Here is a 12,863-nt window from a genome sequence, read left to right as displayed (position 1 = left end):
TCAATAACAGGGTTGGCGCGATACATTTTTCCTGCCCGACGTCTTCTTTCTAACCTACCTCACAAAAAACGATCCTCCGCTTTGATCGACATGCCATCTTCGCCTATATGACTAGTCATGAAATTTTAAATGACTAGTCATATAGGGAGGAAACATGAGCAATCAGCTGCCGGCCAACTTTTTATGGGGCAACTCGGTATCGAGCATGCAGACGGAAGGGGCCTGGAACGAGGGCGGGAAGGGGATGTCGGTGTACGACATTCGCGAAGCTGGGGAGAACATCTCCGACTGGAAAGTCGCGACCGACTCCTACCATCGCTACCGGGAAGATTTCGACCTGATGCAGGATCTGGGCATGAACTGCTACCGCTTCCAGATCTCCTGGAGCCGCGTCTGTCCGCAGGGTGACGGCGCGTTCAACGACGAGGGCATCGCGTTTTACGACCGCTTTATTGACGATCTCATCGCCCGCGGTATTGAGCCGATGATCTGCCTCTACCACTTCGATATGCCGCTGGCGCTGGCGCAGGAGTACAACGGCTTCAATGACCGCCGCGTAATGGACGCCTTTATCCGCTACGGTAAAAAGATGATCGACTGCTTTGGCGACCGCGTGAAGTACTGGCTGACCTTCAACGAGCAGAACATCTTCCATATGCCGGAAGCATTCCGCATTTCTGGCTACATGAAAGGCGATCAAACCCTGCGCGAGCTGTACGAGCTGCAGCACCATACCATGGTGGCGCACATGGCGCTGACCGAGTATCTGCACCAGACGAAACCGGGCCAGCTGATGGGCGGCATGCTGGCGCACCAGCTGGTTTACCCGGCCACCTGCAAACCGCGCGATATCTTCTGCGCCCAGCAGTATGACGAGTTCCTCAACCAGAACCTGCTGCGCGTCTTTGCCGGGCAGGGCTACAGCCCGGCGGTGATGGCGGTGGTGGAGCAGGAAGGCTTTGGTGATATCTACCGCGCCGAAGATTTAGCGCTACTGGCGCGCACCAGAAACGACTATATGGCCTTCAGCTACTACGCCAGCAAAACGCTGGACAGCGATGCGATCCCGGAAGGCACGCCGGTCAACTATTACCTGCTGCACGGCGAGAAAAATAACCCCTACCTGAAAGCCACCGAGTGGAACTGGCAGATCGACCCGCTCGGTTTTCGCACCATCATTACCCGCTACGCCAACGACTGGCGCATGCCGGTCTTCCCGATTGAAAACGGCATTGGCGTGATTGAGTCCTGGGATGGCGTCAACCCCATCGAGGATACCTACCGCATCGACTACCACCGGGCGCACATCGAGGCGATGAAAGCGGCGATATTCGAGGATGGGGCAGAGGTCATGGGCTACCTCGGCTGGGGGTTAATCGACATTCTCAGCTCCCAGGGCGACATGCGTAAGCGCTACGGCGTGGTCTACGTCAACCGGGAAAACCACGACCTGAAAGACCTCAGGCGCGTGCCGAAGAAGAGCTACGCGTGGTTAAAACAGGTTATCCATACCAACGGACGCGAGATGTAAGCCGTACGCTGCCGGGCCGTTTTTGTGACTGATTGATGGGAACACGCCGCTATGTCTGAAACAAAAATCACACCGCACATGCAGTCCTTTGTCGATAAGTTTGTTGAGTTCTCGGCGCGCCTGGCAAACCAGGTGCACCTGCGCTCCCTGCGCGACGCCTTCGCCACGGTGATGCCGATTTTCATCCTCGCCGGCCTGGCGGTGCTGGTGAACAACGTGGTGTTCCCGTGGATTTTTCACGGCGATACGCTGGCACACTTCAAAGTGTGGGGCGAGGCGATTATCAACGGCACGCTTAACATCGCCGCGCTGCTGCTGGCCCCGATGATCGCCTGGTCACTGGCGCGCAACAAAGATTTCGACAACCCGGTTTCGGCAGTGGTTATCGCCGTCAGCAGTTTTATCATCATGATGCCGATGCGCTTACAGGTTACGCCCGTTGGCAGCGACGCCGCGGTGAACGTCACGCAGGTGCTGACCTTCGCCAATATCGGCTCCACCGGGATTTTCGCCGGGGTGCTGATTGGGCTGCTCTCAACGGAAGTGTTTATCGCGATTTCGCGCCTGAAGGCGCTGCACATATCGCTCGGGGAAAATGTGCCCCCAGCGGTCAGCAAATCCTTTACCGCGCTGATCCCAACGATCCTCACGCTCTCCCTGTTCGCGGTGCTGGCGGCCGTGCTGGCAAACGTGCTGCACACGGATCTGATCCATCTCATTACCACCTTTATCCAGCAGCCGCTGCGGCTGATCAACACCAGCCTGCCGGGGACGATTTTCATCTACAGCTTCGGCAACTTCCTGTTCACGCTCGGTATTCATCAGTCGGTGGTCAACAGCGTGGTGCTGGAGCCGTTCCTGCTGATCAACACCAACGAGAACATGCTGGCCTTCGCCAACGGCCAGCCCATTCCGCACATCATCAACAACATCTTCGTGCCGACGTTTGGCATGGTGGGCGGAACCGGCAGCACGATCTCGCTGCTGATTGCGATATTTATCTTCTCGCGCCAGCAGTCGGCGAAGCAGGTAGCGCGCCTGTCGCTGGCGCCGGGCCTGTTCAACATCAACGAGCCGGTGATCTTCGGCCTGCCGATTGTCTTTAACCTGCCGCTGATGATCCCGTTTGTGCTGTTGCCCGCCATCGGCATTTACTTCGCCTGGCTCTGTACCACGCTGGGATTCATGTCGCGCTGCGTGGTGATGATCCCGTGGACCACGCCGCCGATTCTCAGCGCCTGGCTGGCGACGGCAGGGGACTGGCGGGCGGTGGTAGTGCAGTTGGCAATCATCGTATTTGGTGTATTCTTCTACCTGCCTTTCCTCAAGATTGCCGAGCGAGTGGCGTTGAAAAACAGCGGGATAGAAAACTAACTGTAAGGAAGGACGATGGCGGCGAAGTACATCACCATAGCGCGGGAAATCAAGAAACGCATTATCAGCCAGCAGTACGCCGCCAATGAACCGCTCCCGGACCAGTTTGCGCTGGCGGCGGAGTTCAGCACCAGCCGGATGACCATCCAGCAGGCGATGCGCCAGCTGATCGTCGAAGGGCTGGTCTATACCCGCCAGGGGCAAGGGACGTTCATCCGCAAAAACTTCCTCCAGCTCTCGCAGTGGGATCTTTCCGGCAGCGACTATTTCGGTGCCACCAAAACCTGGGCACATCTGGGCACGGTCACGAGCCAGGTGGTGCATTTTGAACTGCGCTTCCCGAACGAAAAAGAGCAGGCGTCGCTGATGATTAACGCCGATGCGCCCGTCTATGACTTTATTCGTCTGCGCTTATTAAACGGCGAACCCATGTCGCTGGATTCCACGGTGATGCCGATGAATCTGGTGCCGGGCCTGACGAAAAGCCATCTTGAAGGTTCGGTGTTCCAGTACGTGCAGGAGACCCTGGGGCTGAAAATTATGGGGTCATACCGGGTGGTGCGGGCGCTAAAGCCCAGCGCGCTGGACAGAGAGCATCTGGTCTGTGAGGAAACCGATCCGGTGCTGGAGGTGGAGCAGGTCATTTATCTGGAAGATGGCACCGCGCTGGAGTATGCCCACTGCCACTATCGGTACGACCACGGCGGGATTGTTATCGTGAATAACGGATAAAAAAAAGCGGGCCTTGAAGCCCGCTTTTTTGATGCGCGTGATTAATTCAGACGCACCGGCATACCGGAACGGTTCTGAATCGCCTGGTCGACGATGGTGGTTTCCACGTCAGGCTGAGAGGTCACGGACTGCACCGCGCTGTTCAGCGTAATCGGCACGATCTCGTTGTTGTTGATCTGGTCTTCGCTGGTGGACAGCGGGTTGTGCACTTCGATGTAGCGGCTGCCGTCTGGCTCAGACGTCGCTTTCACCGGTTCGTTGATGAACTGCACGCGCGTACCGACCGGCACGTTTTCGAACAGGAACTTGATGTCGTCGTTACGCAGACGCACGCAGCCGTGGCTTACGCGCAGACCGATACCGAAGTTGGCGTTGGTGCCGTGAATCGCGTACAGACGACCAATGTACAGAGCATACAGACCCATCGGGTTATCCGGGCCGGCTGGCACAACGGCTGGCAGCGGTTCGCCCGCAGCGATGTATTCCGCGTGCATTTTGGCGGTAGGGGTCCAGGTTGGGCCCGCTTTCTTACGTTCAACTTTGGTGGTCCAGTTCAGCGGGGTGTCTTTGCCCAGCTGGCCGATACCGATTGGCAGCACGATAACGGTGTTGGTGCCTTTCGGGTAGTAATACAGACGCATTTCGGCGCTGTTGATCACGATACCTTCATGAACGGTATCCGGCAGGATCAGCTGCTGAGGAATATTCAGCACGGTACCTGCTTTTGGCAGATACGGGTCAACGCCCGGGTTCGCTTCCAGCATGTTAGACAGGCCCAGCTGGTACTGCGCGGCGAAATACTCCAGCGGCTGAGAGTTACCCTCAGGCACCGTCACCACCTGGTTTTGACCCACCAGACGGCTTCCGTCGGTCGGCAGGGGATAAGTCACCGCAGACGCGGTCTTACAAAAACCTACTACGGCTAACGCCGCCGCAAAAAGCGCTGTTAATTTCATGTTCATGTTGTGCGAGGTATCTAAGCCATTAAGGCGATGAGTTGATAAGTCTGAATCTGTGATGGGAGCGCATTATATGTGCATTCCCGCTAACAGGGAATTCAGATGTGTACGAAATCACATTTTTTTCGATTTTGTTAAAGTTTAGTGGATTGCCGCAACACGGGATCTCAATTCGGAATTGTGGCATAATGCCGTGTTTATCACACTTTTCGCAGGAATCTCCCCGTGTTAGTTACCAGCAACGTCACTATGCAGTTTGGCAGTAAGCCGCTGTTCGAAAACATTTCCGTCAAATTTGGCGGCGGCAACCGTTACGGCCTGATTGGCGCCAACGGTAGCGGAAAATCCACCTTCATGAAGATCCTCGGCGGCGATCTGGAGCCGACCCTCGGCAACGTGTCGCTCGATCCGAACGAGCGTATCGGTAAACTGCGTCAGGATCAGTTCGCCTTCGAAGAGTTCACCGTGCTGGACACCGTGATCATGGGGCACGCGGAGCTGTGGGAAGTGAAGCAGGAGCGCGATCGCATCTACGCGCTGGCCGAAATGAGCGAAGAAGATGGTTATAAGGTGGCCGATCTGGAAACGCAGTACGGCGAGATGGACGGTTACTCTGCGGAAGCGCGTGCGGGCGAGCTGCTGCTGGGCGTCGGCATTCCGGTTGAACAGCATTACGGCCCGATGAGCGAAGTTGCGCCAGGCTGGAAGCTGCGTGTGCTGCTGGCTCAGGCGCTGTTCTCTAACCCGGACATCCTGCTGCTCGACGAACCCACGAACAACCTGGACATCGACACCATCCGCTGGCTGGAGCAGACGCTCAACGACCGCGACAGCACCATGATCATCATCTCGCACGACCGTCACTTCCTGAACATGGTCTGTACGCACATGGCGGATCTGGACTACGGCGAGCTGCGCGTGTATCCGGGCAACTATGACGAGTACATGACCGCCGCCACCCAGGCGCGCGAGCGTCTGCTGGCGGACAACGCCAAGAAGAAAGCGCAGATTGCGGACCTGCAGTCCTTCGTTAGCCGCTTCAGCGCTAACGCCTCTAAGTCGCGTCAGGCGACCTCGCGTGCGCGTCAGATCGACAAAATCAAGCTGGAAGAGGTTAAAGCCTCCAGCCGTCAGAACCCGTTCATCCGCTTCGAGCAGGACAAGAAGCTGTTCCGTAACGCGCTGGAAGTGGAGGCCCTTACCAAAGGCTTCGATGAAGGCCCGCTGTTTAAAAACTTCAACCTGCTGCTGGAAGTGGGCGAGAAGATTGCCATTCTGGGCGCCAACGGCGTGGGTAAATCCACCATGCTGAAAACCCTGGTCGGCGAACTGCAGCCGGACAACGGCACCGTGAAATGGTCCGAGAACGCGCAGATTGGCTACTACGCGCAGGATCATGAGTACGAATTCGAAAATGACCTGACCGTCTTTGACTGGATGAGCCAGTGGAAGCAGGAAGGCGACGACGAGCAGGCGGTGCGCAGCATCCTGGGCCGTCTGCTGTTCAGCCAGGACGACATCAAAAAGCCGGCTAAAGTGCTCTCCGGTGGCGAGAAAGGCCGCATGCTGTTCGGCAAGCTGATGATGGAAAAACCAAACATCCTGGTGATGGACGAACCGACTAACCACCTGGATATGGAATCGATCGAATCCCTGAACATGGCGCTGGAGATGTATCAGGGCACCCTGATCTTCGTCTCTCACGACCGTGAGTTCGTCAGCTCGCTGGCAACCCGCGTGATCGAGATTACGCCAGAGCGCGTGGTGGACTTCACCGGTAACTACGAAGATTACCTGCGCAGCAAAGGTATCGACGGCTAAAAAAAAGCCCGGTGGCGCTTCGCTTACCGGGCCTACGGGTGACTTTGTAGGCCGGGTAAGGCGAAGCCGCCACCCGGCAATGTTCAGAGCACCCACTCACTCCTTTCAATCCCGTTCACCCGCAGCGTACGTTTTTCCCCCGCCGGTAATGATACCTTCAGTGCCTTCCATGCCGGACAATAGTCGCCGCGCACGTTCACCTTCAGGTTGATACTTGCGCCATCGCACACCATCTCCCATTCCACCCACAGCGCATTGCCGTTCAGGTAGCCCCAGCTTTCACCGTCGTCTTCAAACAGCAGCCCCGAGGTTGTGCCGACGCCTTTCACCGGGAACAGCTTCAGCTCGCGGGTCGTATCTTTTTCGGCACTCACATGCGTGATGCGCTCGCTGAGCGGCAGAGCGGCTCCGGCGCGCACCAGCAGCGGCAGTTTTTCGAGTGGCGCATCGAGGACGATGGATTGCCCGCCCGCATACCACGCGTGAGTGTAAAAATCGTACCAGCCCGTTTCGTTATCCGGCAGCCAGACGCGGCGCTCGCGCTGCCCGGCCTCGACGACGCTGGCGACCAGCAGGTCGCGGCCCAGCAGGAAGTCGTCGCACTCTTTGAAGGTTTGCGCGTCGTGCTCGTGGTCGAGGAAGGTCGGGCGCAGCATCGGCTCGTCGTCGGCGTGCGCCTGCCAGAGCAGGGTGTAGAGATACGGCAGCAGGCGGTAGCGCAGCTCAATCGCGCCGCGAATGGCAGGCGTGACGCCCGGATACATCCACGGCTCGTTCACCGTGTGGTCATCGTTCCACGAGTGAATGGTAAAGCGCGGGTGCATCACGCCGTTCTGCACCCAGCGCACGAACAGCTCGGCGTCCGGCTTGTCGCCGGAGAAACCGCCGACGTCGTGCCCGACGTTGAACAGCCCGGACAGGCTCATGCCCAGCCCCATGCGGATGTTATAGCGCAGGGTGTCCCAGTTGGTGCGGTTGTCGCCGCTCCAGGTCTGGACGTAGCGCTGCATCCCGGCGCAGCCGGAGCGGGAGATCAGATACGGACGCTTTTCCGGCGCATAGCGCTGCTGCGCTTCCAGCGAGGCGCGCATCATCAGCAGCGGCATCACCGGGCGAATATGCTTGATGGCAATCTCCTGGCCGAAGCCAAAGCAGCGGGCTTCCCCGTCCCACACTTCATATTCGTTATTGTCGTTCCAGGTGGAGTCGATGCCCATCTCCAGCAGCTGCGTGGTGACGCCGTTCTGCCACCACTGCACCGTCTGCGGGTTGGTAAAGTCGAGGTGTGAGCCTTCGTCATCCCAGAAGCTGGAACGTTCGGGTGCATCGGTTTCTGAATCGCGAATGAACAGACCGCGTTCAGCCACTTCGCTGTAGCGCGGATGGTCCTGCAACAGGCACGGCTTGATGTTGGCCGCAAGCCGCAGCCCCGCGTCGTGGAACGCCTGGCTCATCACCTTCGGCTGCGGCACTTTGTCATAGTTCCAGTTGAAGACGTAGCGCTTGCCGTTGATGGAGGTATAGCCGGAGGAGAGCTGGAATGAGTCGCACGGAATGGCGTGCTCTTCGCACAGGCGAATAAAGTTCATCAGCTGATTCTGCGCGTCCGGCGCGTCGGTGTAGTGCATGGTTGAGCCGCTGTAGCCCAGGCTCCATTTCGGTCCGAACAGCGTTCTTCCGGTCAGGCGAACAAAGGCTTTAGTGACGTCCAGCACGCGTCTGCCGGTAAAGAGGTAGTAATCGATATCGCCCGCTTCCGCCTGCCAGCGGCGATAGGCGGTGTGGTAGTTATCGATCTCGTTACCGAGATCCAGCCAGCAGCTGCTCAGGTTGTCGTAGAACAGGCCGTAGCTCACGTCGTCGCGGCGGGTGAGGGTGAACGGAATGTGCTTGTACAGCGGATCGGTGCTGGCGGCGTTGTATCCCATCGCGTCGAGGTTGCGCATCTCGTAGCGTTTACCGTTGCGCTGCAGATCGCCCGCTTTCTCACCCAGGCTGTAGAAACGCTCGTCCTTGCGGCGGCTCAGATAGTGCGCCACGCCGTCGCCGTGGGCGTTCAGCAGGTAGGCGCTGGTGGGGCGGTCGTTGACCAGCGGCTGCCACTCGCCCGCGTCATTGCGGTAGTGCCACTCCAGCCACAGCGGCTGGTGGACGGTGACGCGCAGCTGCTCGGTTGCCACGGTTAACGTATCGTCCTGCTGCGTCAGCGTCCAGGCGGGGCAGGAGAAGCCGCTGATATCGTCGCGACGGCGACCTTCCCACGGCACGTCTTTTTCCGGTGCGATGCTCCAGGTGCGGTCCAGCGCCAGCTCGCCCTTGCGTTTGATCAGCACGCGGAACAGGTTCTCTTCCAGCACATACAGGCACAGGCGGTGCTGGCTATCGACCAGCAGTTCCAGATGGTTTGCCGACTGCGTATCAAGGGTCCAGTTTTTCAGGGTTTTCATATGCAATACATCCACTATCAGGCGCGCTTCGCGCGACGTTCAGCAATAAATGCTACCAGGAAGAGAGCGCCAATCAGGTCAAAGAAGCCCATGGCAATAAAGAGCGGGTTAAAGCCGATTTTGTCGGCGGTCACACCGATTAACAGCGAGAACAGGAAGCTGGCGATCCACGCCGCCGAGCCGCGCATGCCGTTGACGGTCGCCATCTGGCCTTTGTCGAACGACTCCACGACCAGGGCGCTGAGCATGCAGGAGATGATCTGGTGCCCGAAGCCGCCGATGGAGATCAGCACGATGGTGATATACGGGTCGCGGGTAATGGCCACGATGGCCAGCGAGATCATCAGGAACGCGCCCGTCACGGAGCTGGCGACAACCGAGTTCACGCGGGAGCAGCCGAACAGACGGGTGTACAGACGCGTCAGGTAGCCGCTTGCCACGCTGCCGAGGTCGGCGGCGAGGAACGGCAGCCAGGCAAACATCGCAATCTGCTTCAGGTCCATACCGTGCTCTTTGGCAAGGTACAGCGGCACCCAGAAGCTCAGCACCGCCCAGGCCGGTTCTGCCATAAAGGCCGGAATGGCGATACCGTAGAAACGTTTGTTTTTTGAAACGGTTTTCAGCGCGGTCAGGAAGGGCAGTTTGACCGGCGCCGGTTCGTTATCCTGCTTGATAAACGCCAGCTCGTCCTTGCTCAGGTTCGGGTGCTGCTCCGGGTTATGGTAGAACGCCCACCAGAGGATCACCCACAGCAGCGCCAGCACGCCGGTAAACATAAACGCCCCCTGCCAGCCGAACGAGGCGTGAGCAAAGTAGATGATAGGGGGAGCCAGCATCGCGCCGATGGAGAAGCCCACGCCCGCCCAACCGGCGGCAACGGGACGCTCTGATTTCGGGAACCATTCGCCGATGGTTTTGGCGTTCGCCGGGGTGGCAGCGGCTTCTGAAGCCCCCATAAAGAAGCGCAGTATGGCCAGGTGCAGCCAGCTTCCGGCGCCCGCATGGAAAATACACATCAGCGCCCAGATCCCGGCGCAGACCATAAAGCCAATCTTGAGGCCAATGACGTCAATCAGCCAGCCGCACAGGGGCTGGAAAATGGTATAGGCGATCTGAAACGCGCCGACGATCCAGGAGTATTGCTCGGTGGTGATCCCGAGGCTCTCTTTTAGCTCCGGAGCGAGAATACCTAAGGAATTTCGGGTGATGTAGTTAACGGTGACGCCCAGTAAGAACAGCACCAGCACGTACCAGCGCAGGTTCTTGATGACGCGACGGGTTTTGCTTGTCGCAATGGTGTTATTGATGTCCTGACTCATTTTACTCTCCACAAGACGGACGGTAAGGGGAAGGAGGTTCAGGTGTCACACAGATTGTTATGCCTTTGATTTCTATCCGCTTATAATGCTTAAGTTGCTATACAACTAGTATGGAAGCTGTGTGACAAGTTCACCTTAAGGAAGAAAATGAGTGGGCAAAAGTGGATTTTGTGCAAAATTTCTCATAACCGACGAAAACACTCTGGCATGATGGCATTCATGCCAGTTATTGCCTGACAAACACGCTATGAAAATTTTTTCATTTCGCAAATGGAGCCAGATCACAAAATGGACAAAAGGCTAAAAATCACCGAAATCGCGGCCCGCACGCAGCTCTCCATCAGCACCGTGTCGCGGGTGCTGGCGGGGAAAGCGAATACCAGCGAAAAAGCGCGTGCAAAGGTGCTGGCGTGCGCGCGCGAGCTGGGGGTAATGGACGGCATGGCGGCCGGGCGTCTGCTGCTTAACAGCCTGGTGGTTTTTGCCCCGCAGCGGGCGTTTGACGAGCGGTCCGACATCTTTTACTACCGCGTGATCCAGAGCGTGAGCAAAGCACTTGCCTCCCACGAGGTCCGGTTGCGCTACTGCGCGCTGGAGGAGAACGACAGCGACGCCCAGCTGTTTCTGGCGCGGATGAACGAGCCGGATACGCAGGCGGCCATTCTTCTCGGTATTGACGATCCGCATATCCACGATCTGGCGGTGGACGTGGGCAAACCCTGCATGCTGATTAACTGCCGGGACCGCCGCATGCGCCTGCCTGCCGTCGCCCCGGATCACCGCGCCATCGGCGAGCGGGCGGCGGAGTACCTGTTCGAGATGGGACACCGCGAGGTGATGAACGTGCTATGCCTGCGTCGCTACACGATGGAGCTGCGCCTGTCGGGGATCCGCGACGCGTGGCAGTCTCACAACCTGGCGTTCAACGACAGGCGCGATCTGCTGGTGGTGCCCAGCTTCAGCGCGCGCGAAACGGAGCAGCTGGTGAGCGATTGGCTAAATCAGCAGCAGGGAAAAGACCTGCCGACGGCGTTCCTGGTTGGTGGCGACTTTATGGCGGCGGGCACCATCAGCGCCTTACAAAACCACGGCCTGCGCGTGCCGCAGGACGTCTCGGTGATGAGCATCGACGGCTTTAACCTGGCGGCGATTCAGGATGTTCCATTAACGGCCGTGCATGTTCCCCGCGATGAGCTGGGAACGGAAGCGGTACACATGCTCCAGCAGCGGCTCATGCGCCCGGACGCGCCGGTGGGCACATTGCTGCTGAACGGCACGCTGGCCGTGCGGGAATCGGTACGGCGGATACGTCAGGGGAAACGACGCACCGCCGTGGAGCGGGAAGGGCTGTACGACAGCTAGACCATGCCCAGCGCGCGTTTGCCGTGGATGTTGAGATCGTTCACGGTAAAGCGGTCCTGCCAGGTTTTTTCATAATCCTCGCGCGGGAAGTCTCCCGGCGACGCGCCGGTTTCCAGCGCTTCCTTGACCTTCTTCGCGTAGGCGAGGTTCTTCTCGCACATCGGTGCGGCGGGGATGTACATCACGTTGCCCCAGCCCTGCTGATCTTCCACCGGCGCGACGGAGTGGATCACATCGCAGTGCCACCACACCGAATCACCCGCCTCCAGCGCAGGAATGCTGGTCAGCGCCTCGATAAGCAGCGGGTGCCACTTCTCGGAAACCGGCAGCACGCGCCCCGGCGCCACGCCGCACAGCTCGTCTTCCGGCACGTCGTCCAGCAGCGGACGCAGCAGAATATACGCCATTGCTTCCGGGATCGGCACTACGTGCAGCAGCCCCTGGCCGGGGATCATGTCCGACAGCGCCGTCCAGCCCTGGAAGGTGCGGAACACCGAGCATTTGGTGGTGTTATCGACGGTATACTCTTCCACTTCGGTACGGTGCGCGGCGTTCCACGGATCGTATTTCTCGACGTTGCCGTCAAACACGCGGGCGAAAACCTGCTGGTATGCCGGCAGCAGCCAGCGCTCCAGCGCGCCGGAGTCGGTATGCGCGCCCAGCCCTTTCGAGGTGGTTCCCGGCGGACGGCGGCGGATACGATCCGGGTAAATCACGCTCACGTCCGGGTCGAACCACTGCTTGCCGTTGCTCTCGAACGTCCATAAGCGGTTCAGGAACGACTGCACCTGCGCCATTTCTTCGCTCTGGCGCGCCTGCATTTGCGCCTGCGACCAGTAGATCGGGTAAATCTCCGGACGGGAGGCGGTCAGGGTGCCGAAGAAGTTATCGCCTGGCCCTTTGTACACCTCGTCAAACTTGTTCAGATCGAGGTAGTCGAGCATCGACTGATCCCACGCCAGCGCCTGCTCGCGCGGGAAGTGACCTTTAATCACCGCGCAGCCGCGGCGCTTAACGGCCTCGCGCTGTGCGTCGGTAATCGTGCCGTTTTTCACATCGTTAAACGGAATCACCGGCCAGACGGATTCACCTTTATTTTTGAGGGCGTTAATTTCCGCCACGCGGGTGGCAATGCTGTCGCTGAGCTTGTCGAACACCGCCTGCACGTCGCCGATCTGCGCGCGTAATTCACGTTTCAACTGACGGATTGCCGCTTTGTGATCCGCCGGCAAGGTTTCACTGGTAAAGGTCATAACTGCCTCGCATCTTTCATTCGAAAGTAAAAGTGTCTACAAGTGATACTTTAAGTTAAAAATAA

The 12,863-nt window shown here is 58.5% G+C and carries 9 protein-coding genes; 5 read left to right on the top strand and 4 right to left on the bottom strand.

The annotated features are described in order from the left end of the window. Positions 1–154: 154 nt before the first annotated feature. From ACOTXI_RS02900 to ACOTXI_RS02890, 3 genes are read left to right on the top strand one after another with little or no spacing between them, the layout of a single operon-like run. Entirely contained in the window at positions 155–1,531 is a 1,377-nt protein-coding gene (locus ACOTXI_RS02900; protein ID WP_008501183.1) for a glycoside hydrolase family 1 protein, read from the top strand. A 51-nt stretch (positions 1,532–1,582) separates the two neighbouring features. Beyond that, the gene (locus ACOTXI_RS02895) at positions 1,583–2,905 is read left to right on the top strand and encodes a PTS sugar transporter subunit IIC (protein ID WP_023292937.1); all 1,323 of its coding nucleotides are present in this window, start codon (positions 1,583–1,585) and stop codon (positions 2,903–2,905) included. 15 nt (positions 2,906–2,920) lie between these two features. Further along, the gene (locus tag ACOTXI_RS02890) at positions 2,921–3,637 is read left to right on the top strand and encodes a GntR family transcriptional regulator (RefSeq protein WP_058654708.1); all 717 of its coding nucleotides are present in this window, start codon (positions 2,921–2,923) and stop codon (positions 3,635–3,637) included. Between the two features lie 41 nt (positions 3,638–3,678). Here the strand turns inward: ACOTXI_RS02890 and ldtB are convergent, their stop codons facing one another. Next, positions 3,679–4,599 carry a L,D-transpeptidase gene (gene ldtB, locus ACOTXI_RS02885; protein WP_044596939.1) on the bottom strand — a complete coding sequence of 307 codons (921 nt, stop codon included), beginning with the start codon at positions 4,597–4,599 and terminating at the stop codon, positions 3,679–3,681. A gap of 222 nt (positions 4,600–4,821) precedes the next feature. Here ldtB and ACOTXI_RS02880 point away from each other — a divergent pair, with 222 nt between their 5' ends. Further along, positions 4,822–6,417: an ABC-F family ATPase gene (locus ACOTXI_RS02880; RefSeq protein WP_008501187.1), complete on the top strand. Its 1,596-nt coding sequence runs from the start codon at positions 4,822–4,824 to the stop codon at positions 6,415–6,417. 83 nt (positions 6,418–6,500) lie between these two features. Here the strand turns inward: ACOTXI_RS02880 and ACOTXI_RS02875 are convergent, their stop codons facing one another. Together ACOTXI_RS02875 and ACOTXI_RS02870 are read right to left on the bottom strand one after the other, a co-directional pair. After that, positions 6,501–8,864, bottom strand: a complete 2,364-nt coding sequence (locus tag ACOTXI_RS02875) for a TIM-barrel domain-containing protein (protein WP_421633862.1) — start codon at positions 8,862–8,864, stop codon at positions 6,501–6,503. A gap of 17 nt (positions 8,865–8,881) precedes the next feature. Further along, positions 8,882–10,183, bottom strand: a complete 1,302-nt coding sequence (locus ACOTXI_RS02870; RefSeq protein ID WP_008501189.1) for an MFS transporter — start codon at positions 10,181–10,183, stop codon at positions 8,882–8,884. Between the two features lie 288 nt (positions 10,184–10,471). On the opposite strand from ACOTXI_RS02870, the gene ACOTXI_RS02865 reads away from it, so the two are divergent. After that, positions 10,472–11,545 (top strand): LacI family DNA-binding transcriptional regulator, encoded by a 1,074-nt coding sequence (locus ACOTXI_RS02865; protein WP_058654703.1) that lies wholly within the window; start codon positions 10,472–10,474, stop codon positions 11,543–11,545. Here ACOTXI_RS02865 and ACOTXI_RS02860 read toward each other — a convergent pair. Further along, the gene (locus ACOTXI_RS02860) at positions 11,542–12,798 is read right to left on the bottom strand and encodes a DUF1479 domain-containing protein (RefSeq protein WP_045333975.1); all 1,257 of its coding nucleotides are present in this window, start codon (positions 12,796–12,798) and stop codon (positions 11,542–11,544) included. The two genes, ACOTXI_RS02865 and ACOTXI_RS02860, sit on opposite strands and share 4 nt — an antisense overlap. Positions 12,799–12,863: the final 65 nt, after the last annotated feature.

It is taken from the genome of Enterobacter cloacae complex sp. BZL2005 (genome assembly GCF_049238885.1).
Classification (GTDB): domain Bacteria; phylum Pseudomonadota; class Gammaproteobacteria; order Enterobacterales; family Enterobacteriaceae; genus Enterobacter; species Enterobacter roggenkampii.
The sequence above is the reverse complement of the archived record's forward strand: the minus strand, read 5'-3'. Positions and strand labels throughout refer to the sequence as shown.